The sequence below is a fragment of the Mucilaginibacter sp. UYP27 genome (assembly GCF_040547175.1).
In the GTDB taxonomy this organism is placed as follows: Bacteria; Bacteroidota; Bacteroidia; order Sphingobacteriales; family Sphingobacteriaceae; genus Mucilaginibacter.
Genome location: NZ_JBEPPE010000002.1, coordinates 424,360 through 450,546 on the forward strand (window position 1 = coordinate 424,360; position 26,187 = coordinate 450,546).

A 26,187-nucleotide genomic window follows, 5' to 3' on the forward strand; every position below is an offset into this window, starting at 1 on the left:
TTTCGTTATAGTATAATATAATAACCCATGGTTTGTAATTTAGTTTGAGGGATTTAGGAAATTGTTAAATAAAAAACCCCGCTTAAGCGGGGTTTACATTATCTTACTCCCCCTACGGGGCTGGGGTTACACGTTAAACCTAAAGTGCATAATGTCGCCATCCTGCACAATGTAGGTTTTACCTTCAACGCTCATTTTTCCGTTCTCTTTTATAACCGCTTCAGATCCGTTGAACTTTACAAAGTCTTCATACTTGATAACCTCGGCACGGATGAAGCCTTTCTCAAAATCTGTGTGGATAACACCTGCTGCTTGTGGAGCTGTAAAACCTTTTGTGATGGTCCAGGCGCGTACTTCCTGTACACCCGCGGTAAAATAGGTAGCAAGGTTAAGTAAGCTATAGGCAGTTTTAATCAGTTTGTTCACACCTGATTCTGTCAAGCCCAGATCACCTAAAAATTCCTGGCGTTCTTCAAAGGATTCCAATTCAGCGATTTCGGCTTCTATTTGTGCAGATATGACCAAAACCTGCGCCCCTTCTTCTTTCGCAATAGCTTTTACCAACTCTACATAAGCATTGCCCGTAGTAACAGAACCTTCGTCCACGTTACAAACGTACAATACCGGTTTAGCAGTCAGCAACCAAATATCTTCGATGTATTCTTTATCCTCTTCAGCAACGGGGGCAGTGCGTGCGCTTTTACCTTCAAGCAAATGGTTTTTGTACACGTTAAGTACGTCGTAGGTTTTTTTAGCTTCTTTGTCGCCGCCTGTTTTGGCCATTTTCTCAACCTTCTGGATCTTCTTTTCTATCGAATCCAGGTCTTTCAACTGTAATTCGGTGTCGATGATCTCCTTATCGCGGATAGGGTTAACAGAACCATCAACGTGAATTACGTTATCGTTATCAAAGCAACGCAATACGTGCAGTATAGCGTTCGTAGCGCGAATATTTGCCAGGAACTGGTTACCCAAACCCTCGCCTTTACTGGCACCTTTAACAAGGCCTGCAATGTCAACTATCTCAATAACATTCGGTACGATGCTTTTGGGGTTAACAATCTCGGTTAGTTTTGTAAGGCGCTCATCAGGTACGGTAATTACCCCCACATTTGGCTCGATTGTACAGAACGGAAAGTTTGCCGCCTGTGCCTTGGCATTTGATAAACAGTTAAAAAGTGTTGACTTACCCACATTTGGTAAGCCTACTATACCACATTGTAAACCCATTTGTTTGTTTTTTGAATCAAGATTTCAAGAAGTAGGAACAAGAAAAGAATCTTGTCTCTTGATTCTTGTTCTCCTGCCTCTTTTAAAGGCGCAAAGATAACAGAAAAAAAGCCTTGTAATTTGAAAAAATAAACGACTTTTGCCAGCGTCGCAAAAGGCAGAAAAATAGGTTAATAAGATGTAAACACGGGCTTATGGAAGAGATGGTTGAGCAAATAGAATTACTACTGCAGCAGGAGGATACCACGCAGCTACAGGAATATTTGAACAACATGAATATCTCTGACGTTGAGGAACTTATAGATGAACTGCCTGAGCACGGCCCTAAATTTATCGAGATACTATCTATTAACCGCGCGGTTAATGTATTCCGCATCCTTGATTTCCCTACTCAGGAAAGGATCATCAAAAAACTTTCGGGCAAAAAGGTAAGCGAGATTGTAAATGAACTGCCACCCGATGACCGTACCGCATTTTTTAGCGAATTACATGGCGATGCGGTTGCCAAATTGATCCTGCACCTTTCGCCCGCCGACCGTAAAGAGGCGCTTTCTCTTTTGGGTTATAAAGAAGACAGCGTTGGCCGTTTGATGACACCCGATTATATAGCCGTCAAAAAAAGCTGGGATGTAACGCGAGTGCTATCGCACATACGCCGGTACGGTAAAAACTCCGAAACTATCGATGTTATATATGTAATAGGAGAGAATGGTATTCTGCTGGATGATATCCGGATCCGCGAGATACTACTCGTTGCACCCGAAACTAAAATAAGCGACCTGATGGATGGCCGCCTCATCGCCCTGAGTGCAAACGACCCGCAGGAAGATGCGATAAACGTGTTCAGGATGAACAACAGGACGGCCTTGCCGGTTACCGACAAAGAGAACATACTACTTGGTATTGTTACGGTAGATGATATTCTGTGGATTGCAAATGAAGAATACACAGAGGATATCCAAAAAATTGGAGGTACCGAGGCTTTGGACGAGCCATATTTAGATATAAACCTTTTTCGCCTGGTAAAAAAGCGGATAAGTTGGCTCATTGTACTTTTCCTGGGCGAAATGCTTACGGCAACTGCTATGGGGCACTTTGAACACGCTATCGCCAACACTGTAGTATTGGCCCTGTTTGTACCGCTTATTATATCAAGCGGGGGTAACAGTGGGTCGCAGGCATCAACGCTAATTATACAGGCTATGGCATTAGGGGAGGTAACCATAAGTGATTGGTGGCGGGTTATGCGCCGCGAAATAATATCCGGCCTGTTACTGGGTACAACCCTTGGTGTAATAGGTTTTATGCGAATTTACATATGGACACTTTTTAGCAATATATATGGCCCCGAATGGATGACAGTTGGGTTTATAGTAGGTATCGCTCTTGTCGGCGTAGTGTTATGGGGATCATTAGCAGGCTCTATGCTGCCATTACTGTTAAAAAAGTTAGGGGCCGACCCTGCGACATCATCCGCACCATTCGTGGCAACGCTGGTAGATGTTACCGGCCTCATTATTTACTTTACTATTGCAGTCTTATTTATGCCGGGTATTAACCATTAAGAATTTTTATTCTATAATGTTGGTTTATTGCTTGTTTCAGTTCAGATAATTTATATCTTTAAAAGAAATTCAAACACCCTAAACTAACACAATGGAAATTGACGAAATGCCGGTACAACCGGTAACACCCGAGCCACAGATCATTTTAAACGAACAAGCGCAGTATTACTTACAAAAAGCCGGACAATGGGCCTACTTTTTAGGTATAATGGGCTTTGTTGGTACAGCCTTTATTGCTATAATGGCATTATTTGTGGGTACTATTTTTACCACAATGGCTACCATTAACCCAATGATGGCTGCAGCCGCTGGTATGGGCGGTTTATTTACAGTGATATACTTGCTTATAGCTTTAATAAGCTTTTTCTTTGCTTTGTATCTTTACCAATTTGGTGATCGTATTAAAAAAGGAATCACCTACAAAAGTGCAGAAGATGTAACTATAGCGCTTAGTAAGCTCAAATCATTTTTTAAACTTTGGGGTGTATTTACGGTAGTATATCTTTCGTTTGTTGCACTGATGATTATCATAAGCATCTTAGGTGGCGCAGCCGGAATGATGAACAGGTAACGAACTTAAACGTTTATAAACAAGAAGCCCCGCTTAATTAAGCGGGGCTTTCTTTTATAATTTAGGTTTATTTATTTTTTATTAGAAAGAGAAATCTTCGTCGGCTTTGGCGGTTTCAACGTTTTCACCAAATTCATAGCGTTTCTCAACCACTTCCTGATGCTCTTTAATGTAATCTACAGTGTCTTTAAGGCCTTCGGCAAATTTTTCAAAGTCTTCTTTATAAAGGAAAATTTTATGTTTTACAAAAACACCGTCCTCTAAACGTTTTTTACTTTCAGTGATAGTCACGTAGTAATCGTTAGACCTGGTTGCTTTTACATCAAAAAAATAAGTTCGTTTACCGGCCCTTATCTTTTTGGAGTACACTTCTTCACGCTCTCTATTGTCAAAATCTCCCATAAATTTTTTATTGTAATAGTTTTGGTGGCATAAATATATATAAAAAACTAATTGCAAGTATTTAATTAAATCACAATTAGATCTTTATTTCAATCTTTTACGCCAATTAAGAGTAAAGGGTTGCGTTTTAAGCTTGTTCCTCTTCTTCCAGCAGTTGTTTTTCGTATAACTCAAAGTATGGGCCTTTAAGTTCCATTAACTGGTTGTGGGTGCCTTGCTCTACAATTTCACCATTATCAAGCACTAAAATGTTGTCGGCGTTTTTGATGGTGGAGATACGGTGCGATATAATTACGCTGGTTTTGCCTTGCATAATTCGGCCAAGGTTGCTCAATATTTCTTCTTCGGTGCGGGTATCAACGGCAGACAAACAATCATCAAATATCAATACCTGCGGATGCTTTACTATAGCCCTGGCAATGCTTACCCGCTGCTTTTGTCCGCCAGAAAGGGTTACGCCACGCTCGCCTATCAGGGTTTCGAAGCCCTTCTCCAGCTCCATAATATTATTGTAAACGGCAGCATCCTTTGCGGCTTTCTCTACACGTGGCATATCCAGCAGATCGGCGCTGAAGGCTATGTTGTGAGATATGATATCCGAGAACAGGAAAACCTCCTGCGGTACAAAGCCAATTTGCGACCGGTAGTTATCCAGGTTAAGCTGGAGTAATGATTTATCGTCCACCAGGATCTCGCCGCCGGTTGTGTCGTACATGCGCATCACCAGGTTGGCAATGGTAGATTTTCCAGACCCGGTACGACCAATAATCGCCACCATTTCGCCCGGATTAGCAGTAAAAGAAACATTTTTTAGTGCCGTAATACCAGTATCAGGGTATTTGAACGATACGTTCCTAAATTCGATCTTACCGGCTAATGTATGCGGCAGTGCTTTGGGAGATTGGATCTCGGGCTGCTCGTGCAAAAACTCGTTGATACGCTTTTGAGAGGCGGCCGCGCGTTGGACAAGCGAAGTAACCCAGCCTAACGAAATCACCGGGAAGGCCAGCATGTTCAGGTACACAATAAACTCGGCGATATTACCGGGCGTGATGTTACCCTTCATTACCTCTACACCGCCAATGTACATGGTGATCACGTTACTTAACCCTATCAGCAACAGCATCGACGGGAAAAACATAGCCTGAACTTTGGCCATGGCCATACTTTGGGTTTTATAATCTTCGCTTTCGGCGGCAAATTTCTCCCTCACAAAGCTCTCGCGAACGTAAGATTTAATGACCCTGATGCCCGAAAAATTCTCCTGTACAAAGCTGGATAGGGCCGACAGCCGCTGCTGGATCTTCTCGCTGCGGTATTCAATAACGGTGTTCACATAAAATATAATAACCGCCAAAATAGGCAGCGGCAATACCGAAAACACCGCCAGCCTTACACTTACCGTAAGCATGGCGTATATCACCAGTATAAATAACACAATGGTATTAATGGTGTACATAATGCCCGGCCCAAGGTACATGCGCACACGGCTAACGTCTTCGGTAACGCGGTTCATGAGGTCGCCGGTGTTGTGGCGGCGGTAAAAGGCAAGCGATAAAACCTGGTAGTGCGAATAGATCTCGTTCTTAAGATCATACTCGATATGCCTCGACATGAGGATAATGGTTTGTCGCATAAAGAACAGGAACAATCCGCGAAGCAATGCCAGTACCAAAACCAATATGCCGAATAGTAGCAAGCTGGAGCCAAAAATATCGTAAATAACCTCCTGCCTGTTAAAACCATCAAATAGCTGGTAAACACCAATGTTCTCCGTAACCAGATCGAACGCTACGCGGATAACCTGCGCCGGCAACACGCCAAATATATTTGATATGATAACAAACAGCACACCCGGAACCAGGCGCCAGCGGTATTTATAAAAGAATTTATTGAGGTATGCGAGGTCTTTCATGTGTGTTTAGTCCGGAAAGTCAGCAAGACCGGATGATTCTGCCTATATCCAAAAGTACATGTTTAATAGTAACTCCAAAGTAAAAAGTAACCATAATCTAAGTCTTTCGGACTTTCCGCCTATCGACTTTCCGACTTTAACTTTGCCACGCAAAAAAAAACCTCTACTTTTGCCGAACCATAACTAATATTTTACTTGCCGCGTCCCTAAATGTCTGTTCAACAACCTACCGATAGTATATTTAACCAGCTCGATGCCTTCGGACATAAGAAAGTTGTGTACTGCAGCGACCCGGATACCGGTTTAAGGGCTATTATAGCTATACATAATACCACGCTTGGCCCGGCCTTTGGCAGTACCCGCATGTGGGCCTACAAAACCGAGGCGGATGCTTTAAACGATGTGTTGCGCCTGTCAAAAAGCATGACCTATAAGTGTGCTATTGCGGGTTTAAACATGGGTGGTGGCTATTCGGTTATCATCGGCGACTCTCACAAGGACAAGAACGAGGCCATGATGCGCAAGTTTGGCCGCTTTATTAAAAATCTTAACGGCGAATTTATTACCTCTGAGGATGTAGGCACAACCCCACGTGATATGGAATATATCCGTATGGAAACGCAGCATGTTACCGGCATCCCCGAAAGTTTGGGCGGTAGCGGCGACCCGGCACCGGTTGCGGCTAAAGGCGTTTATATGGGCATTAAAGCTTGTGTAAAAGAGCAGTTTGGCACCGACAGCCTTACCGGTAAAGCAGTAATTGTACAGGGAATTGGCCACGTAGGCGAAAACCTGGTAAAGTTGCTTCGCGACGAAAATGCGAAGGTTTATATCAGCGATATTAACGATGAGCGTACCCGCCAGGTATCAAAAAAATACGGTGCCGAAGCGGTATCTAATAACTCGATATTTGATATCGACGCGGATATTTATTCGCCATGTGCTTTAGGTGCTACCATCAATACTGAAACCATCGCAAAAATAAAGTGCGGAATTATAGCGGGATCGGCCAATAATCAGTTGCAGGATGAGCGTATACACGGCAAAATGTTGCTGGAGAAAGGCATACTTTTTGCCCCGGATTACGTTATTAACGCGGGTGGTATTATTAACTGTTACTCGGAGTTGATGGGTTTTAGTAAAAAGCGCACCCTGCAGCTTACCGAAAATATTTGTGAGGCAACCCGTAATGTTTTAAAACTTTCTAAGTTGGAAAATATTTCTACTACAGATGCGGCAAACAAAATTGCCGAAAAACGTATTGCTGATATTAAAAAAGTAAAATCAACCTATTAAAATTTATCATAGCCCAATTGCGGGCATAATCGTTCTTACAACATGTTAAACAGAAGGCACCTTAGGGTAAAAGTGTTACAGTCGCTGTACGCGTTCCACCAATCGGATACAAGAGACATTAAAGCGCATGAAAAAAACCTGCTAAGTAGTATCGATCAGGTTTTTGAAATGTACATCTGGATGCTATCATTAATAAGCGAAGTGATAGACTACAGCGAAACCGATGCGGTAGAAAGGGCCGCGAAACATTTACCAACGGCCGATGACCTTAACGCGAGTGTTAAGATCATGAGCAACCGTTTCCTTGTATCGTTAAAAGACAACCGCGATTACCTTATCGCCCTTAAAAAGTATAAAGTAGAGTGGTCGTTTGATCCTGAATTGGCAAAATCACTTTTCACTACGCTTAAAAATTCGACGGAATACACCGAGTACATCGCAAAAACCGACGATACCTTACAAACCGATAAAGACATCATCAAGTTCATTTTCAAAAAGGTGATCCTTAAATCATCATTAGCCGAACAGGTTTTTGAGGATAAATTTATCTACTGGCCGGTTGACCGCGAGGTGCTGCAGGCGCTGATCGCTAAAACATTTAAAAACTTTTCATCAGATAACTATGCCGAAAACAAGCTTGCCGATATTAGCGGTAACTGGGTTGAGGATAGGGAATTTGTAGTGAATTTGTTTGAGCAAACCATCCGGCACGATGTAGCTTACCAGGCGTTGATAGCCGAAAAGACCCAAAACTGGGAGCCTGACCGTATAGCGATGATGGATACCTTATTAATGAAGATGGCTATCGCAGAGTTTATTAACTTTACATCTATCCCGGTTAAGGTTACCATTAACGAGTACCTGGAGATCTCGAAGGAGTTTAGTACGCCTAAAAGTAATTCGTTTATAAACGGTATATTAGACAAGATTTTGTTTGAATTAAAAGAGCAAAACAAGATCAAGAAAATAGGCAGGGGATTAATAGAATAATCAAAAAATGAAAAAGCTGTTTTTATGTGCAATTATTGCAGGCGCGTTGTTTACATCGGCCTGTAACCAAACCGGCCAAAACGCAAGCGCGGCCGTAGCTGATAACGGTAACACCAGCGCAACCAATGCGCCTGTTATGAAGTTTGAAAAAGAAACCCATGACTTTGGCAAGATCAAGGATGGTGACAAGGTTACTTACGAGTTTAAGTTTACCAATACAGGTAAATCGCCGTTGATTATTAAAGATGCGGTTGCAACATGTGGCTGTACCAAGCCAGAGTGGCCTGCCACCCCGATACAACCGGGTGCCGATGGTGCCATAAAAGTTACGTTTAACAGCGCCCATAAACAAGGTTTACAGGATAAACAAATTACCATTACAGCTAATACCAACCCTGCGCAAAGCATGGTACATTTAATTGGCGAGGTAACCACAACTACTACTAAATAAGTATAATTATTTGTGAAGCGCGGTTAAACAGCTAATTCACAAAATCACTAATTCAATAATTAATAAATGATAGCTACAGTTTTATTACAAGCCGGCGGCGGCTTAGGTTACCCTCAATTGATCATGTTTGGCGCAATTGCCGTTGTGTTTTACTTTTTCATGATCCGCCCGCAAATGAAGAAACAAAAAGACCAGAAAAAATACGTTGATGAGCTTAAAAAAGGCGACAAAATTGTAACTACTGCTGGTATACACGGTAAAATTTACGAAGTTGCCGAAACAACTTTTCTTGTTGAAACAGAAGGCGGTGGCCGCATCCGTTTTGATAAATCTGCCGTATCGTTAGATGCCTCAAAAGCATTGAATACACCGGTAGTTACCAAATAGGTTTAAAGGATAAAGGTAAAAAGCGAAAGGAAAACCTTTCGCTTTTTTTGTTTCAAGCGTTTTACCTTTTACCTTTACCCTTTCACCTCAAAAAGAATGGCAATAATAAAATTATCTGCAATTGAGCGCCGGCGGTTATCGGCCTTTGTGACCTGCCTGGTGATTGCCATAGTTGCGTGGATGTTTACTACGTTGTCCAACCCATACAAATTCAGCATAAAACAAGTAATAGTTTTTAAAAACGCCCCACAGAAACGTGCGTTTCACCCGCTGCAGCCAGATACTGTTAATGCCATGGTGCAGGGCACGGGCTGGCAAATGCTGATGTTTAGGATGAACGATGAGAAAAAGGCCATCACCGTTGATCTCCATACGATCGATCCCAAAAACTACGTAGTACTTAGCTCGCAGTTAAAACAGATTAATACTAATAAGGAGTTAGAGCATGAGATAATCGCTATAACTCCCGATACCTTGTTTTTTGATTTTAGCAGCCGCACAGTTAAGCGTGTGCCGGTAGAACTGGTACAAGCAATAACCTACCAAAAGCAGTTTGCCCAGTCGGACAATGTGAATATTAAGCCCCGTTATGTAACCATTAGCGGCCCTGCCGAGGTTTTAAAGAAAATAAGTACCTGGAAAACTGATACTGTTAAAATTAATGATGCTAACGAAGATTTTTACGGCCGTATAAAAGTGCAGGGTGTTAAAGAAGGCAACCTGAGCGTGTTGCCCAAAACTGTTACGGTGAACATCCCCATTGATGAGTTTACCGAAAAAACGATTGACGTACCCGTAAAACTCATCAATAATAATAAGTATTATGATGTAAAGATCTTCCCGCAAAAGGTTAGGGTAACGTTCACTACATCGCTAACCAATTACCCTGACTTGAACGAGGACGATTTTGAAGCAGTTGCCGATCTGGAGCTATGGCGCCACAACGGATACACTGTGCTGCCCGTAAAGGTAACACGGTCGCCATCGTACAGCAGGGTGGTAAAGATAGTACCGCAGAATATTGATTTTATTATCAAAAAATAATGTTTAAAGTAGGCATCACCGGCAATATAGGCAGTGGCAAAACCACCGTTTGCAAAATATTTGAAGTATTGGGCATCCCGGTTTTTTATGCTGATGATGCAGCCAAACAAGTTATGGTAAAGGATGAAGAACTTATTAAAGGCATAAAAAAAGCCTTTGGTAACGATGCCTACTTTGCCGACGGCAGCCTTAACCGCAAGTATATAGCGGGCATCGTGTTCAACAGTGAACAAGAACTTGAAAAGCTGAACGCGCTGGTACACCCCGCCGTTTTTCGTGCTTTTGATAAATGGGTGCTCAATCAAAAAGATGCGCCTTACGTGTTAAAGGAGGCCGCCATATTATTTGAAAGCGGCTCTTACAAAAAGTGCGACAGGGCTATAATGGTTACGGCACCTTTAGAGGTCCGTATAAAACGTGTTACCCAACGTGATGGCATTACCGCCGACGAAGTTAAAGCCCGTAACGCCCGCCAATTTACTGAAGAAAAAAAGCTGGCCCTGGCCAACGATGTTATTATAAATGATGGCAAGCAACTCGTTATTCCGCAGGTGTTAAAACTGCACGAATTGTACTTATTCATCGCCCAACAAAATTCATGATATTAGACGATTTTATTGCCTTCAATGCCAATGGCCTATACTGCCGTTATGCCGATTTTTACCTGGATCCGCAACTCCCGGTTACCAATGCCGTAATAAGCCACGCCCACGCCGATCATGCCAAGAGCGGCAATACCAATGTTTATACCACCGCTGCTACTTATGCCTTTATGCAATTGCGATACGGCAAGGGCGCGGCTAAAACAACCCATATAGCGGATTATAAAGCACTGTTTAGCATTGGCGATGTGCAGATAGCTTTTATCCCCGCAGGCCACATGCCCGGCTCTGCACAAGTGTTAATGGAGTATCAGGGAACACGCTACCTTTACACCGGCGATTATAAGCTACAGCCCGACACCACATGCGAGCCTTTTGAATTTGTAAAGGCCAATGTGATGATAACTGAAAGCACCTTCGCCGACCCGAATACCGCACACCCGGACCCGGTAGAGGAGATTAAAAAACTAAATGATATTAAAATAAACATTCTGTTAGGCGCTTACAGCCTGGGTAAAAGCCAGCGTTTGATTAGGATGATAAACGATTATGCCCCGCAGAAAAAGGTATTGGTACATCACCGTATTATGCCTGTCAACGCTATTTATCAAAAGCTTGGGTTCGAACTGGGCGATCACCGGATGTACGGACGTAAACTTATGAAAACGCAAGAGGAGTGGGTGTACATTGTGCCGCCCTTTACGTTTGAGAGTTATATCAGAGCAACAGGGGTGAAGCGCCTGTTTGCATCCGGCTGGAAAAATCTGCAGGTTAACAATCAGGACACACTGTATATATCAGACCATGCCGACTGGGACGACATCATCAAAACCATTGAACAAACAGAGCCTCAACAGATCTGGACGCTGCACGGTGACGGCACACATTTAAAAAAATACTTTAATAACAATATTTTTGTGAAATTGCTGAGCTAATGCTACAGGAAAACGTTGATTATTACATAAACCAGGACGGTAACTTTGTTTTTACAAAAGAATACCATTTAAAGCGCGGTTATTGCTGTAAAAACCAATGCCTGCACTGCCCTTGGAATTACCGCGGCGAGAACAAAACTGAGCAGGAAACAAAAAAATAATAGATTATATTTGCCGAATAGTTAAATCATGGGAATAGAGGAAGATATAAAAAGCACGAATTTTGAAGACAATTACCACAAAGCGGTAATTAATCTTAACTATACTTACGGTTGGATCAACAACTATATGCGCCCGGAATTTGAGCGTTATAAGCTTACCCAACAACAATTTAATATCCTGCGCATATTACGCGGCCAGTACCCAAAACCTGCCACCGTAAATTTGTTAAAGGATAGGATGATAGATAAGATGTCGGATGCATCGCGTATAGTTGACCGCCTGGTGCAAAAAGGCCTTGTATCGCGCTGTACCAACTCCCGCGACCGCCGTGCCGTGGATATCCGCATAAGCGACGAAGGTTTAGAGATACTTAAAAAAATGGATGCCTGCTTCAAAACTAAGGACCTGTTCAAACAAAACCTTACCGAAGAGGAAGCCGGCCAGCTAAGCAACCTGCTCGATAAGATGAGAGGATAGGTTTAAGAGAGTCAGGGTTTTTAGAATCAGGAGCTAAGACAAATTATAGTGGGCGTTTACGAAAATAAGCGCCTTTTGTGTTAATTACTAATAGGTTTGTCAGTCTGAGCTTGTCGAAGACCTCTACGCGCGACAAATGGTTCGACAGGCTCACCATGACATTGTGAGACTTCTATGCCTTAAACCCAGGCACTACCTTCTTATACCCAAACGCAAACAACATGCCTACTAAACTACCATAAATAGCCCCGCCGGTAACATCAAGCGGGTAGTGTACGCCTACATAAACCTGTGCAAAACAGATAATGGCGGCCCATAGTATCGTTGCAGGCAGTACCCATTTCCACCGTTTAAAAAATATAAAACTTAAAAATGCGGCTATGGCAAAATGGTCGGTGGCGTGGGTGGATGGGAAGCTGTAGCCAGGGCCACACGTAACACGGTTTATATCGGTAGGGCCGGTCACCGGGTCGCGGCAGGGCCGCAGGCGGTTTACGTTTGGCTTGATGATGCTGGCACTTGTAAAGTCGGCAAAACCAACGGCCATTGCCAAAAACACAACCAGTATCATGCCCTGCTTTTTGTATCGCCAAATGCTGAAAATAATGATGAACAGGTATAGCGGGATCCAAAATTTGGGGTTGCGCATCAGCGGCATCAAAACGTCAAAAAACGAGTTTGATAGGTCGTGATTGATGCAGTAGAATAAATGCCGGTCAAAGTTTAGCAGGAAGTCGGGCATCGGGTTATTGTGGTGATATACCTAGTGTTGTCAACAGTGGTAAATATAGGCAATAAATTGACGTGCAAACTATTGCTTTTTTTACAATGCTATAGCTTAAATATTCTTATTTTTGCGGCTAATCATCTATATATTTTGACACTCATAAAATCTATTTCGGGCATCAGGGGTACCATAGGTGGTGCAGCCGGCGACGGCTTAACCCCCTTGGATATTGTAAAATTTGTATCTGCTTACGGTAGCTGGGCTGTAAAACGAACTGGTATTAAAAAGATAGTTTTGGGCCGCGATGCCCGCCTATCGGGCAGTATGGTAAACAACCTGGTGATAGGTACGCTGCAAGGCTTGGGGATAGATGTGATAGACTTAGGCCTCTCAACCACCCCGACTGTTGAGGTTGCCGTGCCTGATGAAAATGCTGCAGGTGGTATAATCCTTACTGCGAGCCATAACCCAAAACAATGGAACGCCCTTAAATTATTGAACGAAAAAGGCGAGTTTATTAGCGATGTAGATGGTAAAGAAGTTTTAGAAATTGCCGAGAACAGCGATTTTGTTTACGCCGATGTAAATGACTTGGGTACTGTTACCAATGATGATAGTTACCTGCAAAAACATATTGATAAAGTACTGGCGCTGCCTTTGGTGGATGTTGCCGCTATCAAAAAAGCCAACTTTAAAGTAGCTATTGATTGTGTAAACTCTACAGGTGGTATTTTTGTCCCGGCTTTATTAAAGGCGCTTGGTGTAGAAGTTACCCACGAGCTTTATTGCGAACCTGACGGCCACTTTCCGCACAACCCGGAGCCATTGCCGGAGAACTTGGTAGCCCTGGCGAAAGAGGTTTTAAAAACCAAATCTGACCTCGGTATAGCTGTTGACCCTGATGTTGACCGCCTTTGCTTTGTTTGCGAAGATGGCAGCATGTTTGGCGAAGAGTACACATTGGTTGCCGTTGCAGATTATGTGTTAAAGAACAACAAAGGCAACACGGTATCAAACCTGTCATCAACCCGCGCCCTGCGCGATGTTACCGAAGATGCTGGCGGAGAATACCATGCTGCCGCGGTAGGTGAGGTAAATGTGGTTAATAAAATGAAGGAAGTGAACGCCGTAATTGGCGGCGAAGGCAATGGCGGGGTTATTTACCCCGAGTTGCACTACGGCCGTGATGCTTTGGTGGGTATAGCTTTATTCCTGACCCATTTGGCTAACTATGGCAAACCGGTATCGGTTTTAAGGGCATCATACCCAAGCTACTTTATCTCAAAAAACAAGATCACGTTAACGCCCGAGATGGATATTGACGCGTTGTTGTTGAAGGTGGAAGAGAAATACCAGAACCAGCCGCACTCTACTATCGATGGTTTGAAAATAGAGTTTGATAAGCAGTGGGTACACCTGCGCAGGTCAAATACCGAGCCTATTATCCGCATCTATTCTGAAGGAGGTTCAGAAACCGTTGCAGAGAGCCTGGCTAACAAGATTATTGCCGATATAAAAGAAATACTGAATTTAAACGAGTAGCAGACAAACCGCCGGGGTTGGGGAATCCCACGGTATTGCCTGTTATTTTTACTGACCATAATTATTTAAGAAACGATGCGAGTTTATTTAGACAACGCTGCTACTACCGCCTTTGATCCTGAAGTTTTAAAGGAAATGTATAAAGTGATGGAAGGCCATTTTGGCAATCCATCGTCAATACACTCCCACGGGCGCGAAGTGCGTACTTTGATAGAGCGTTCGCGCAAAACCATTGCCGGCTTGCTTCATACGTCGCCTGCCGAGATCTTTTTTACGAGCGGCGGTACCGAGGCTGATAACACCGCTATCCGTTGCGGTATTGTAGATCATAAACTTACACATGCCATCACTACTAAGTTAGAGCATCATGCAGTTGTGCATACGCTGCAGGCAATGGAAAAAGCAGGCGTTATCAAACTAAGCTACGCCGATGTTGACTGTAATGGCAACGTTGATTATGATCATCTGGAAACGTTATTAAAGACAAACGACCGCAGCTTTGTATCGCTGATGCACGCCAATAATGAATTAGGTACACTTACAGATATTGAGCGCGTAGGCCAGCTTGCCGAGGCCTACAACGCCCTCTACCATAGCGATACGGTACAGACAGTCGGCCACTATAAACACGATCTTAGTAAGCTTAAATTGCATTTTATGGTTTGTGGCGCGCATAAGCTGCACGGGCCAAAAGGCGTGGGCTTTTTACACATCAACCATAAGGTTAAAATTAATCCTATGATCTACGGTGGTTCGCAAGAGCGCAACATGCGTGGCGGTACCGAGAATGTTTACGGTATTGTAGGCATGGCCAAAGCGCTTGAACTTGCTTATGCCGATATGGATAGCCACCAGGCGTACATACAGGGCTTAAAAAGCTATATGAAAGCCCAGTTGGAGCAAAATATTCCCGGCGTTGCATTTAACGGTGAAACAGAACCTTCAAAAAGTTTATATACAGTGCTAAATGTGTCATTCCCCGAAATGGAAATGGCCGATATGCTTTTGTTTAATCTTGATATTGCAGGTATTTCGGCTTCGGGCGGCAGTGCATGCAGTTCGGGTACGGATATTGGCTCGCACGTGTTAACTGCTATTGGCGCTAACCCAAACAGGCCAGCGGTTAGGTTCTCATTCTCTAAATACAACACAAAAGAAGAAATCGATTACACCGTAGCCAAACTGCGCGAAATGTGCATGATTGCTATTTAAGGTTAAAATATTTTCTTATTTGTAAATTTCTGCAAACATTTAGTTTATTTCATAGGTTGTAATCATAACAATTAAAACAAAACTTATGATAACTAACAACGAAAATTCCTGGACAGAAGATTTGAATGATCAAAACCAGGGCGGAGGCTCAAATTCTTTCGGTACGCCCGAGAGCGGCGATACTACAAACAACAATTACAGTGATGATGCTGATGACGAATCAACCATTGACGAGAGCAGTCTGGATGATACAGAAGGCGGCGGTGGCAACATTGCGGGCAGCTATTCATCAAATGAAAGTATGAGCGGCGAAAACAGCACTGATACAGATGATCTTAATCCGGCAACCGGTGATGACCTTTCTGATGACGAATCAGAAGATGACGAGTTGGGATTGGACGATGAGGAAGGTATAGAGGATACTGACCTGGACGAAGATGATTCGGATTCTGACAGCTCTGCAAGGCCGGGTACTTTATAGGTATGAGCAGGTATATTTCTATTTTGTTAAAACATGGCCTCGTTTTTGATTGTTTATTACTTAACAATTAAAAACTAATAATATGGAAATCAACGAAACAAACCCGGAATATAACCCGGAGCACAACCCGAACGAAACTCCTGAAGAGCAACAGTCTAACAACGAAGGCACAGGATATCGCCAGCAAAATGAGCAGGAGCAGCAGCAGGAAGGTGCTGATACATCATTTAGCGAACAAAATGATGTAACACCGCCTGATCGGCACGAATTCCCATCAACGGGCACCGCAACAAAAACTGACTTTACCAGTCGTGACCAGGGCCGCACAACAGGCCGTATGGTAGGCCACGAACCGGGTACTGAAGGTATATAGGTTACCTCCCTGCCCTTTAACGGGGAATAGAACTCAATAAAAAAGGCCATTCGTAAAACTAACGAATGGCCTTTTTTCATAGATATATTTCTTAAGCCTCAGCCTCAGACTCGGTTTTTTCTTCTTTTGAAGGTGAAGGCGCCAGCATTTTTAAGAATGAAGCCAGTTTCTCTTTCATTTCCCTGCGATCAACAATAAAATCAAGGAAACCGTGCTCCTGTACAAACTCTGCCGTTTGAAAACCTTTCGGAAGGTCTTTTTTAATAGTTTCTTTAATAACTCTTGGGCCGGCAAAGCCAATCAATGAACCCGGCTCGGCAATATTAATGTCGCCCAACATAGCATATGATGCGGTAACACCACCTGTGGTAGGGTCGGTTAATAACGATATGTAAGGTATTTTAGCCTGGCTCAATAATGCAAGCTTCGCCGATGTTTTAGCCATTTGCATTAACGAGAATGCAGCTTCCATCATACGTGCACCGCCCGATTTTGAGATCATCAGGAAAGGAACTTTGTTGGCGATGCTATAATCTATAGAACGTGCAATCTTTTCGCCCACTACAGATCCCATTGAACCACCTATGAAATTAAAATCCATACAGGCAATCATTAACTCCTGCCCGTTCATTTTGCCATGCGCAGCACGAATAGCATCTGTTAACCCGGTTTTGTTTTTGGTCTCCTTTAACCTGTCGGTATATTGTTTGGTATCTGTAAAGTTTAGGGGGTCGCCCGAGTGTAGGTTGGTAAACAGCTCAGTAAACTGGTTATCATCAAACAAAACAGAAAAATATTCTTTTGAACCAATGCGTAAATGGAAACCACAGTAGTGGCAAACGTATTGGTTTTCAACCTGTTCAGAGTAGTGTAAAGGTTTTTTACAGTTGGGACATTTATTCCAGATGCCATCAGGGGCTTCCTTCTTTTCCTCAGTAGTCGTAATTATCCCTTTAATTTCTCGCTTAAACCACGCCATGTCTATTTCTAAGTCTTTCAAGTACTGCAAAGAAACAAAAAATATCACAACAAGTTTGTAAATGTTAACAGAAGTTAAAGTTGTTGTAGGTGTATTTGTAGGGTAGCTAAGTGTAAAAATAACACCCTATATATTGCAGCAGGCAGGTTTTATGCACATTTATTGGCATTTAGCTAAGCGTAATTGGCTAAAACTTTAATAATGATATAGGTAAAACCCATAATTTTTATAACTTCGAACCCCAAACATACGCTCATGGATTTAAAAAATATTAAAGGTGTTCTGCATGGTGACCAAGTGCAGGAACTATTTGAAGCAGCTAAAAAACATAAGTTTGCTTTACCTGCCGTTAACGTTATCGGCACAAACACTATTAACGCGGTAATGGAAACAGCTGCGGCTGTTAACTCACCTGTTATTATCCAGCTATCAAATGGTGGTGCCCAGTTTTACGCTGGTAAATCATTAGATAACTCAAAATTACAGGCCTGCATTTTAGGCGGTGTATCTGCTGCCAAGCACGTGCATTTATTAGCCGAGCACTACGGTGTCGCGGTGATTTTGCATACCGACCACGCTGCCAAAAAATTATTGCCGTGGATAGATGGTTTGTTAGAGCATGGCGAGAAGTTTTTTGCTGAAACAGGCCAACCGTTGTTCTCATCGCATATGCTTGATCTTTCTGAAGAGCCTATTGAAGAAAATATCGAAATATCTGCTAAATACTTAGAGCGCATGGCCAAAATGGGCATGACCGTTGAGATCGAACTGGGGGTAACCGGCGGAGAAGAAGATGGCGTTGACAACTCTGATGTTGATAGCTCACGTTTATATACCCAACCAGAAGAGGTTGCTTATGCTTACGAAGAACTATCTAAAGTTAGCCACCGCTTTACCATTGCTGCTGCATTCGGTAACGTGCATGGTGTTTACAAGCCGGGTAACGTTAAATTACAACCGGTTATCTTACACAACTCGCAAGAGTTTTTGAAAGAGAAACATAACCTTACTGCCGAGAAACCTATCAACTTTGTATTCCACGGTGGTTCGGGCTCAAGCCAGGAAGAAATTCGCGAAGCGATATCTTATGGCGCTATTAAAATGAACATCGATACCGATATGCAGTTTGCATTTTGGGAAGGTATAAGGGATTACTACCAGGCCAAAGAAGGTTATTTGCAAACACAAATCGGCAGTCCTGACGGCGATGATTCTCCAAACAAAAAATATTACGACCCTCGTGTTTGGTTACGCAAAGCAGAAGAAACTTTTGTAAAAAGGTTAACCGAAGCTTTCGGCGATCTTAACTGTATCGACGTTAACAGCAAACTATAGTAGTTTAAAACTACCTGAATAAAAAACCGCCCATGTTATAAACATTGGCGGTTTTTTTAGGTTGTAATGTAAATTAAATGCAATGGCTAAAGGAAAAAAAAATTTATTTGAAAGTTTCTCTAACTGGGCAACAGCTGCAACGGGCAGTTCGGCCGCGTTTTTAATTGCCATTAGTACTATTATTGTTTGGCTTATCACCGGTCCGGTATTTAAATATTCTGATACCTGGCAGCTTATCATTAATACCGGCACAACTATTATTACCTTTTTAATGGTGTTTCTGATCCAAAAATCGCAAAATAAAGACTCCAAAGCGGTACACCTTAAGTTGAACGAACTGCTTGCATCGCATCAAGGTGCCAGTAACCGCATGGTGGATATTGAAGACCTTACCGAAAAAGAGCTTGACCAGTTACATAAATTTTACGTGCAGTTATCAGACCTTGCCGAGAAAGAGGATGATCTTACCTGCACGCACTCTATAGATGCTGCCGAAGAGAACCACGAATCTAAATTATCCGGCTACCGTACAAAACCACATTACCAACATGCCGTCAAAAATAGAAGTAAGGCAAATAACTAACCCTACCGACCTTGAAAAGGCATTCGCCATAAGGCACGAAGTATTTGTTTTGGGGCAGAACTGTCCTGCCAATCTGGAACGCGCTAACGAAGAAGAATCGCACCATTTTTTAGTTACGGTTGATGACATACCTGCCGGTGCATCGCGGTGGCGCAAAACCGCCGATGGTTATAAACTTGAACGTTTTGCAGTCTTGTCAAAGTTTCGCGGCTTTGGCGTTGGGCAAGCCCTTGTGAAAGCCGTACTGGCTCATCTGCCTGCCGATGCAGCCTATGTTTACCTTAATTCGCAAACACCCGCCATAAGCTTATATGAGCGCTTTGGCTTCAAGAAAACAGGCCCTGAGTTTGAAGAAGCGGGGATGATGCATTATAAGATGGTTTTAACCCGATAAAATCAGGAAGCAAGAAAACATTGCTCATGCGTCATTACCACGTCGCTATTGCGCCTCGCAATGCACGCGCGTAGAAAAGTGAATTAAGCTCACCCGAAAACCTTTCCAGAATAATCCATCGCTTCGCTTAATTTGTCAAGATCAAGCCCTAAGTCGAGGTTTTGATGCAAGAGGTATGCTATTAGGTTTTCGGTGGCGATGTTGCCTGTAAGGTCATCCGTGGCCATCGGGCAGCCACCATATCCTTTTAGCGCTACATCAAACTTTTTACAGCCCACTTCATAGGCCGCCGCTACTTTTTCCTGCCAGGTATTGGGTGTGGAATGCAGGTGTACGCCAAACTCTGTAATTTCAGACATTTGGGTTAGGGCAGGGTATAACGTGGTTATCTGTTCGGGTGTGGATGCGCCGATGGTGTCCGATAGCGCGATGTAGCCAATGCCTTCATCGATCATTTTTTGCGCCCAATGTTGCACAATTTCGGTGTTCCATTCATCCCCGTAAGGATTACCAAACCCCATAGACAGGTAAATCAACAAACTTTTATTGTTGGCACCACATAGTTCGTTAATGCGCTTCACAGTATCAAACGCTTGCTCGATGGTAGTATTGGTGTTACGTAACTGAAACGTTTCTGAGATGGAGAACGGGTACCCGAGGTAATGGATCTCCGGGTAAATCACCGCATCTTCCGCGCCACGGTAATTAGCTATAATGGCTAATAGTTTTGATGTAGTATTATCTAAATTGAGCTTGCTCAAAACTTCGGCGGTATCACGCAGTTGGGGGATAGCCTTTGGCGATACGAAACTGCCAAAATCAATGGTATCAAAGCCCACTTGTAATAGCAGGTTTATATAGGTGGCTTTTACATCTGTCGGTACAAAATCATGCAGGCCCTGCATGGCATCGCGCGGGCATTCGGTAATTTTTATGTGCTCGGCCATCGGGTTAGTCGGGTTTAGAAACCTGCTCTTGTTTGTCTACAAGTTCTTCGCGTTTAAAGTTACGGATAATTAGCCTGCTGCCACCGTTATAGGTAACGTAGCTGGCTATCCAGTTTATGAATACAATAACGCGGTTACGGCCACCCATAAGCGATATCAAGTGTATAAACATCCAAATCAGCCACGCAAAAAATCCCTGGAATTTTATCTTACCAAGATCAGCAATAGCCTTATTACGGCCAATGGTTGCTAACGATCCTTTATCGTTATACTTAAATGGTACAGTTTGTTCGCCCTTTATCAAACGGTATATGTTTTTACCTGTAGCTTCGCCCATTTGTATAGCAACCTGTGCTACGCCCGGGTGCCCCTTTGGGGTTTCGTCGGTAATCATGGCGGCCACATCGCCTATGGCAAAAATATTGTTGCTGCCTGCAACGCGGCAAATGGTATCGGTTTTAATGCGGTTGCCTTTCTCGATAGCGTCTTTAGAAACGCCCTCGGGCACAACGCCCATTACCCCGGCAGACCAGATCACGTTTTTTGTAGGAATGCTTTTGCCGCCTTCAAATTTTATTTCGTTACCGTCAAAACTTTCTACTTTTACATTTAATAAAAGTTCTACACCCATTTTATGCAAGAAATCTTCCGCAGCTTTTGAACCTTCATCACTGAACGGACCTAATACCTTCGGAAGGAAATCTACAAGATAAACCTTCATTTCCTCTTTGGCAAGTTCGGGGTAGTCTTTGTTAAGCACATGATTGCGCAACTCGGCTAACGCGCCTGCAAGCTCTACACCGGTAGGGCCTGCACCAACCAGCACGAAGGACAGGAATGGCGCGCGTTCTTCTTTAGACGGCTTTAAAATGGCCTCCTCCAGGTTTTGCAGCACCATATAGCGCAGGTTTAATGCCTCGGGTATAGATTTCATTGGCATGGCAAAATGCTCGATCTCTTTATTGCCAAAAAAGTTGGTTGTTGAACCTGTGGCTACAACTAAATAATCATATGCTATATCGCCTATGGATGTTGCTACGATATTACGTTCCGTATGGATCTTATTGACTTCGGCATGGCGAAAACGCAAGTTTTTTTGACCCTCAAAATTTTTACGTAATGAGAACGCAATGGACTCCGCCTCCAGGCTCCCTGTCGCTACCTGATATAACAGCGGCTGAAATGTATGGTAATTGTGTTTATCTATCAGGACAATTTCTACAGGCTTATCTGCAAGTTGCTTAGCTACCTGTATGCCGCCAAAGCCGCCGCCTATAATGACTACCGTTGGGAATTTTGATTGACCAGTAGGGTTCATGAGAATATGTTTTTTGTTTACGCCAAATGTCTTTAGTTGTAAACAAAAAAGGCTCCAAATGTTCTTTGGAGCCTTTAATTTTTATGTTGAAATGACTATTTCAGGTCTTTCTTTCCAAAGTCGATGATAACCGGTGAGGCTACACATATCGAAGAATAAGTACCAAAAACAACACCAATTAGCAACGCGAACGAGAAGCCTTTAATAACATCGCCACCGAATATGAACAATATCACCAATATCAATATCACGGTAAATGCAGTAATAATGGTACGGCTTAAGGTATTGTTAATAGCGTGATTGATTACTTCTTTCGGATCGGTATTTTTCTCGTTCAATAAGAACTCGCGGATACGGTCAAATACTACCACGGTATCGTTAATAGAGTAACCGATAACGGTAAGCAATGCAGCTATAAACGCCTGGTCGATATCTAAAGAGAACGGAAGTACATCTTTAAATAAGGAGAAGAACGAAAGTACCAGCAAGGAATCGTGCGCGGTAGCGATCATCGCACCAAGGCTAAACTGCCACTTACGGAACCTGATCAATATATAAGCAGAGATTACGATGATAGCCAAAATAATGGTCCACTTAGCAGAAGCTTTAACTTCGTTTGCTATAGTAGGTTCTACTTTTTGATATTTTAGATCCCGGCTGGCATCTATTTTAGTAGCAGGATTAACAGCTAGCGCTTGCAATAAAGCGGTCTTCACTTTATCATCTGCATTTCGCGAGGTATCATTTATTAGATAATTAGTATTGATACTCATTTTATTACCCGAACCAAAAGTTTTAATCTCGGTACCGCGGCCAATCTTTGCATCTACAGCGTCGTGCAGTTGCTCGGTAGTAACGTGTTGGGCAAAGGGGATAATATATGTACGGCCACCACCAAAATCTACACCATAGTTAAAACCACGAGTTGCCATCGATATTAAACCTGCCACGATGAATATACCAGAGAAGATATAGAATTTGTAACGGTTTTTAACAAACGCATAGTTGGCGTTTTTGAAAGTATGTGAGCTCCATGGGCGTGAGAAGGTGATATCCCAGCCTTTTTCGAGCATAAATTCAAATATCAACCTCGAGATCAATAAAGAACAGAACAAGGTGGTTATGATACCGATCATCAATGTAGTTGCAAAACCCTGTATAGGGCCGCTGCCAAATAAGAACAAGATAACACCTGTTAAGAATGTACTGATGTTGGCATCCAAAATAGAAGGTAAAGCATGCTTAAAACCATCTGCAACCGCTATACGAATAGATTTGCCTAAACCAAGTTCTTCGCGCACACGCTCGTAAACCAATACGTTAGCATCAACCGCCACACCTAATATGAGTATGATACCGGCTATACCAGGGAGTGTTAACACCGCGCGGATACTTACCAGTACACCAATCAGGAAAAATACGTTTATCAATACCGCTATTACAGCTACCGTACCTGCACGTTTGTAGTAAGCTATCATAAAGATAAGGATAACCACTAAACCAAGTACACATGATAGTAAACCTGCGTTGATCGCTTCCTGCCCTAATGACGGGCCTACAACTTCTTCGCCAATGATACGGGCAGGTGCCGGTAAGCGGCCTGCTTTAAGTATGTTGGCTAAATCTTGAGTATCTCCTTGTGTAAAGTTACCACCGGATATTGATGACACACCACCGGAGATTTCATTTTGAACGTTAGGGGCAGAGTACACATTATCATCTAACACGATAGCGATAGCCCTTTTTTGTGCCGACGCTGCAGCTTCCGCAGTAACGGTTTTCCATTTCTGGGCACCCTGGGCGTTCATATACATGGTAACCTCAAAACCACCCTTTTGCTGATCTACATCGGCACGTGCATCGTTTATTACATCACCTGATAATACCGGGCCGTTTTCGGCACCCGCCAGTTTAATAGCATATAGTTCAAATACCTTTGTGTTTTTGATAGGTTTTACACCCCAAAGGAATTTCATGTTTTGCGGAATAACAGATTTCATATCTGCACTGTGCAGGTATGTGTTAACCTTAGCGGTGTCTTTAACTGCAGAGTAACCTACTACAGGGCCTTGGCTTAATTGCTGCTGGCCATCCTGGCCCTGAACAGTAACCGGCGACATTACCGCGAACAGCGGGTTTTGCGCGGCAATTTGTGTTTTATTTAAGCCTGCAGAATCTTTACCGGTAGCAGCATTTTTTAATTTGCTTAGTAACGAAGCGGCAGAATCTTTTGCAGTTGTTGGTTTGGCAGTACCTGCAAGTTTTGCTTTAGTAGTGTCTGCTTTTACAGTGTCTTTTTTAGGGGCTGCAGTTTTTGCTTTAGCAGCTAATAAGCCATTAATGTTGTTTAACAGGCCGTAAACCTCGGTGTTATCATAAGTTTGATAAAACTCCAGTTTAGCAGTTCCTGACAAAAGCTTTCGCACACGCTCAGGCTCCTTAACACCCGGTAACTCAATTAAGATCCGGTTGGTGCTTTTTTGCAGTTGGATGTTCGGTTGGGTAACACCAAACTGATCTATACGGGTATGTAATACCGTGTAAGATTGTTGTACCGCTGTAGAAGCCTGGTCTTTCAGGTAAGTCTCAACTTCGCTGTTGGATGAATTGAATTTTAATTTATCCTGGTTGTTGCTGTTTGCAAATATGGCGGCAAGTTTGCTGTTTGGCGCCAATTTCTCATACTCGTCAACAAAAAGGGTAATATAATCCTTTTGCTCGGTTACGCTGCGGGTTTGCGCGTTTGTTAAAGCCTGGTTAAAGGCAACATCGGCATTATTGTTTGATAACGAAGTTACCAGCTCGCGTAAAGAAATTTGCATCGTAACGTTCATACCGCCTTTTAAGTCGAGGCCCAGGGCAAGTTCCCTGTCTACACAATACTGGTAAGTATGGCCAAACACCGGATAAACCGGTAGTGTTGAAACAGAATCGAGATAGGCCTTTTCCTTATCAGGATTGCCTTTAGAATACGCTTTGGCATCATTCTCAACTTTGTGGGCCACCCATGTAAATGAAAGCTGGTATAAACATACCACAGCCAGCAGAATGGCGAAAAATTTAATAACCCCTTTACCTTGCATCGCGAATTAAATATGTAATTAATTAGTTTATAAGCTTTTTAAATAAGACGGCAAATCTAATAAAATTTCACAAGCCTGAAATTTTTAATTGAAACAAAATAATCTGAGTTTTTGTTACCGCCGGTTTAGTGTAATAAATGAATAGGGAAGCGGGTTTTTCTCGTCCGGCTCATTATACTCCAGGCTTGCTTCGTCCCATTTTAGGTAGTCAATTTCAGGAAAAAATGTATCAGCCTCAAAATCTTTATGGATTATGGTGAGATAGATGCGATCGGTTTTATCCATCGCCTGTCGGTAGATCTCGGCACCTCCACCAATAAATACCTCGTCCTCTTGCGCGCAAAGGCTCAGGCCCTCTTCAATGGATTTTACAACCTCGCAGCCGGGGATCTCCATGTCTTGTCTGGTCACCACGATATTGCGGCGGTTTGGCAACGGTTTACCAACCGACTCGTAAGTTTTGCGCCCCATAATAATGGTGCGCCCTGATGTAATCTCTTTAAAATGTTTCAGGTCCTTCGGCATATGCCAAAGTAACTGGTTGTTTTTACCAATGGCGTAATTTTGGGCTATGGCTACTATGATTGATATGGTCATTGGATTTTAATTGAATGCCGAGTGATCCAATCTTTAATTTGATCGAAGTTTATTTGGCCCATACTCGCGGCTATGGCCATGTTATATTTTTCTTTTTGCGATGCCACCATGGATATGTTTTCTTCCCGCAGAGTAACGCGAAGCAATAGGTAAGCTATACGCTTATCGCCATCCATAAAAGGGTGATTGATAATAAGACTTTCAAATATTGCAGCAGCCTTTTCAATGGCTGTTGGATAAAGTTCTTGCTGGTCAAACGTCATGTAGGGCCTGGCTATTGCAGCCTCTAAACCAGCAATGTCCCTAAGTCCCTTACTTCCGCCAAATTGATCAATTAAACCGTTATGATATTTTTCGACTTCCTGTAAATCAATCATTGTGCAAGCTTCCTGAATACTTCTTCGTCCTCAGCAATTATTTCTTTAACATATTCGGCGCGCTTTGCTTTCTCTGCAATTTTAGTGTTCACGTCTTGTATATAACCTAAAACTTCTTGCAGCAAATTTTCAGGGGCACTCTCTGGGATTTGCCCAATAGCTTTCTGGATCTCTTCTTTTAATTCTGCAGTACTCATAATATCAAATTTACA

The 26,187-nt window shown here is 42.9% G+C and carries 29 protein-coding genes; 18 read left to right on the forward strand and 11 right to left on the reverse strand.

The annotated features are described in order from the left end of the window. Positions 1–126: 126 nt before the first annotated feature. Positions 127–1,230, reverse strand: coding sequence for a redox-regulated ATPase YchF (gene ychF / locus ABIB39_RS09750; RefSeq protein ID WP_354429455.1), 1,104 nt, complete (start codon positions 1,228–1,230; stop codon positions 127–129). 194 nt (positions 1,231–1,424) lie between these two features. On the opposite strand from ychF, the gene mgtE reads away from it, so the two are divergent. Together mgtE and ABIB39_RS09760 are read left to right on the forward strand one after the other, a co-directional pair. Continuing rightward, on the forward strand, positions 1,425–2,795 hold the full coding sequence (mgtE, locus tag ABIB39_RS09755) for a magnesium transporter (RefSeq protein ID WP_354429457.1): 1,371 nt from the start codon (positions 1,425–1,427) through the stop codon (positions 2,793–2,795). Between the two features lie 91 nt (positions 2,796–2,886). Next, positions 2,887–3,366, forward strand: a complete 480-nt coding sequence (locus ABIB39_RS09760; protein ID WP_354429459.1) for a DUF5362 family protein — start codon at positions 2,887–2,889, stop codon at positions 3,364–3,366. Between the two features lie 81 nt (positions 3,367–3,447). Here the strand turns inward: ABIB39_RS09760 and ABIB39_RS09765 are convergent, their stop codons facing one another. Further along, positions 3,448–3,768: a DUF3276 family protein gene (locus ABIB39_RS09765; protein WP_354429460.1), complete on the reverse strand. Its 321-nt coding sequence runs from the start codon at positions 3,766–3,768 to the stop codon at positions 3,448–3,450. A gap of 127 nt (positions 3,769–3,895) precedes the next feature. After that, positions 3,896–5,683 (reverse strand): ABC transporter ATP-binding protein, encoded by a 1,788-nt coding sequence (locus ABIB39_RS09770; RefSeq protein WP_354429462.1) that lies wholly within the window; start codon positions 5,681–5,683, stop codon positions 3,896–3,898. A 210-nt stretch (positions 5,684–5,893) separates the two neighbouring features. On the opposite strand from ABIB39_RS09770, the gene ABIB39_RS09775 reads away from it, so the two are divergent. The 9 genes from ABIB39_RS09775 to ABIB39_RS09815 all read left to right on the forward strand — a co-directional run bounded on the left by ABIB39_RS09775 (position 5,894) and on the right by ABIB39_RS09815 (position 12,027). After that, positions 5,894–6,979, forward strand: a complete 1,086-nt coding sequence (locus tag ABIB39_RS09775; RefSeq protein ID WP_354429464.1) for a Glu/Leu/Phe/Val family dehydrogenase — start codon at positions 5,894–5,896, stop codon at positions 6,977–6,979. Between the two features lie 42 nt (positions 6,980–7,021). Next, the gene (gene nusB, locus ABIB39_RS09780; RefSeq protein WP_354429466.1) at positions 7,022–7,969 is read left to right on the forward strand and encodes a transcription antitermination factor NusB; all 948 of its coding nucleotides are present in this window, start codon (positions 7,022–7,024) and stop codon (positions 7,967–7,969) included. Between the two features lie 7 nt (positions 7,970–7,976). Next, positions 7,977–8,420 carry a DUF1573 domain-containing protein gene (locus tag ABIB39_RS09785; protein WP_354429467.1) on the forward strand — a complete coding sequence of 148 codons (444 nt, stop codon included), beginning with the start codon at positions 7,977–7,979 and terminating at the stop codon, positions 8,418–8,420. A gap of 66 nt (positions 8,421–8,486) precedes the next feature. Then, on the forward strand, positions 8,487–8,807 hold the full coding sequence (gene yajC, locus ABIB39_RS09790; protein ID WP_354429469.1) for a preprotein translocase subunit YajC: 321 nt from the start codon (positions 8,487–8,489) through the stop codon (positions 8,805–8,807). A gap of 96 nt (positions 8,808–8,903) precedes the next feature. Then, on the forward strand, positions 8,904–9,851 hold the full coding sequence (locus ABIB39_RS09795; protein WP_354429471.1) for a YbbR-like domain-containing protein: 948 nt from the start codon (positions 8,904–8,906) through the stop codon (positions 9,849–9,851). Further along, positions 9,851–10,453, forward strand: a complete 603-nt coding sequence (coaE, locus tag ABIB39_RS09800) for a dephospho-CoA kinase (protein ID WP_354429472.1) — start codon at positions 9,851–9,853, stop codon at positions 10,451–10,453. Before ABIB39_RS09795 ends, coaE begins: the two co-directional genes overlap by 1 nt. After that, a complete protein-coding gene (locus ABIB39_RS09805; RefSeq protein ID WP_354429473.1) occupies positions 10,450–11,388 on the forward strand; it encodes an exonuclease in 939 nt (312 codons plus the stop codon). The genes coaE and ABIB39_RS09805 overlap by 4 nt, the downstream gene beginning before the upstream one ends. Then, positions 11,388–11,549, forward strand: a complete 162-nt coding sequence (locus tag ABIB39_RS09810; protein ID WP_354429475.1) for a DUF5522 domain-containing protein — start codon at positions 11,388–11,390, stop codon at positions 11,547–11,549. The genes ABIB39_RS09805 and ABIB39_RS09810 overlap by 1 nt, the downstream gene beginning before the upstream one ends. A gap of 28 nt (positions 11,550–11,577) precedes the next feature. Further along, entirely contained in the window at positions 11,578–12,027 is a 450-nt protein-coding gene (locus ABIB39_RS09815) for a MarR family winged helix-turn-helix transcriptional regulator (RefSeq protein WP_354429477.1), read from the forward strand. Between the two features lie 172 nt (positions 12,028–12,199). On the opposite strand, the gene ABIB39_RS09820 is transcribed toward ABIB39_RS09815, so the two are convergent. Beyond that, positions 12,200–12,769, reverse strand: coding sequence for a phosphatase PAP2 family protein (locus ABIB39_RS09820; protein ID WP_354429479.1), 570 nt, complete (start codon positions 12,767–12,769; stop codon positions 12,200–12,202). 135 nt (positions 12,770–12,904) lie between these two features. On the opposite strand from ABIB39_RS09820, the gene glmM reads away from it, so the two are divergent. The 4 genes from glmM (at position 12,905) to ABIB39_RS09840 (ending at position 16,362) form a co-directional block, all read left to right on the forward strand. After that, positions 12,905–14,296 carry a phosphoglucosamine mutase gene (gene glmM / locus ABIB39_RS09825; RefSeq protein WP_354429481.1) on the forward strand — a complete coding sequence of 464 codons (1,392 nt, stop codon included), beginning with the start codon at positions 12,905–12,907 and terminating at the stop codon, positions 14,294–14,296. A gap of 75 nt (positions 14,297–14,371) precedes the next feature. Further along, the gene (locus ABIB39_RS09830) at positions 14,372–15,508 is read left to right on the forward strand and encodes a cysteine desulfurase family protein (RefSeq protein ID WP_354429482.1); all 1,137 of its coding nucleotides are present in this window, start codon (positions 14,372–14,374) and stop codon (positions 15,506–15,508) included. A gap of 85 nt (positions 15,509–15,593) precedes the next feature. Further along, positions 15,594–15,989, forward strand: coding sequence for a hypothetical protein (locus tag ABIB39_RS09835; protein ID WP_354429484.1), 396 nt, complete (start codon positions 15,594–15,596; stop codon positions 15,987–15,989). 82 nt (positions 15,990–16,071) lie between these two features. Next, positions 16,072–16,362: a hypothetical protein gene (locus ABIB39_RS09840; RefSeq protein ID WP_354429486.1), complete on the forward strand. Its 291-nt coding sequence runs from the start codon at positions 16,072–16,074 to the stop codon at positions 16,360–16,362. A 91-nt stretch (positions 16,363–16,453) separates the two neighbouring features. Here ABIB39_RS09840 and accD read toward each other — a convergent pair whose 3' ends face one another. Then, on the reverse strand, positions 16,454–17,341 hold the full coding sequence (gene accD, locus ABIB39_RS09845; protein WP_354430119.1) for an acetyl-CoA carboxylase, carboxyltransferase subunit beta: 888 nt from the start codon (positions 17,339–17,341) through the stop codon (positions 16,454–16,456). A gap of 255 nt (positions 17,342–17,596) precedes the next feature. Between accD and fbaA the strand changes: the two genes are divergently transcribed. The 3 genes from fbaA (at position 17,597) to ABIB39_RS09860 (ending at position 19,653) form a co-directional block, all read left to right on the forward strand. Beyond that, positions 17,597–18,676, forward strand: coding sequence for a class II fructose-bisphosphate aldolase (gene fbaA, locus ABIB39_RS09850; protein ID WP_354429487.1), 1,080 nt, complete (start codon positions 17,597–17,599; stop codon positions 18,674–18,676). A gap of 82 nt (positions 18,677–18,758) precedes the next feature. Beyond that, positions 18,759–19,259, forward strand: a complete 501-nt coding sequence (locus tag ABIB39_RS09855; protein WP_354429488.1) for a low affinity iron permease family protein — start codon at positions 18,759–18,761, stop codon at positions 19,257–19,259. Further along, positions 19,225–19,653 carry a GNAT family N-acetyltransferase gene (locus tag ABIB39_RS09860; protein WP_354429490.1) on the forward strand — a complete coding sequence of 143 codons (429 nt, stop codon included), beginning with the start codon at positions 19,225–19,227 and terminating at the stop codon, positions 19,651–19,653. Before ABIB39_RS09855 ends, ABIB39_RS09860 begins: the two co-directional genes overlap by 35 nt. A gap of 89 nt (positions 19,654–19,742) precedes the next feature. Here ABIB39_RS09860 and ABIB39_RS09865 read toward each other — a convergent pair whose 3' ends face one another. The 6 genes from ABIB39_RS09865 to ABIB39_RS09890 all read right to left on the reverse strand — a co-directional run bounded on the left by ABIB39_RS09865 (position 19,743) and on the right by ABIB39_RS09890 (position 26,172). Next, entirely contained in the window at positions 19,743–20,600 is an 858-nt protein-coding gene (locus ABIB39_RS09865; RefSeq protein ID WP_354429492.1) for a hydroxymethylglutaryl-CoA lyase, read from the reverse strand. A gap of 4 nt (positions 20,601–20,604) precedes the next feature. Beyond that, positions 20,605–21,918 (reverse strand): NAD(P)/FAD-dependent oxidoreductase, encoded by a 1,314-nt coding sequence (locus ABIB39_RS09870; protein WP_354429494.1) that lies wholly within the window; start codon positions 21,916–21,918, stop codon positions 20,605–20,607. A 95-nt stretch (positions 21,919–22,013) separates the two neighbouring features. Further along, a complete protein-coding gene (secDF, locus tag ABIB39_RS09875; RefSeq protein ID WP_354429496.1) occupies positions 22,014–25,001 on the reverse strand; it encodes a protein translocase subunit SecDF in 2,988 nt (995 codons plus the stop codon). Between the two features lie 114 nt (positions 25,002–25,115). Next, complete coding sequence (locus ABIB39_RS09880) at positions 25,116–25,598, reverse strand: dihydrofolate reductase (RefSeq protein WP_354429498.1); 483 nt, start codon at positions 25,596–25,598, stop codon at positions 25,116–25,118. Then, positions 25,595–25,975 (reverse strand): type II toxin-antitoxin system death-on-curing family toxin, encoded by a 381-nt coding sequence (locus ABIB39_RS09885; protein ID WP_354429500.1) that lies wholly within the window; start codon positions 25,973–25,975, stop codon positions 25,595–25,597. Before ABIB39_RS09885 ends, ABIB39_RS09880 begins: the two co-directional genes overlap by 4 nt. Next, positions 25,972–26,172, reverse strand: coding sequence for a hypothetical protein (locus ABIB39_RS09890; RefSeq protein ID WP_354429501.1), 201 nt, complete (start codon positions 26,170–26,172; stop codon positions 25,972–25,974). Before ABIB39_RS09890 ends, ABIB39_RS09885 begins: the two co-directional genes overlap by 4 nt. Between the last annotated feature and the right edge of the window lie 15 nt (positions 26,173–26,187).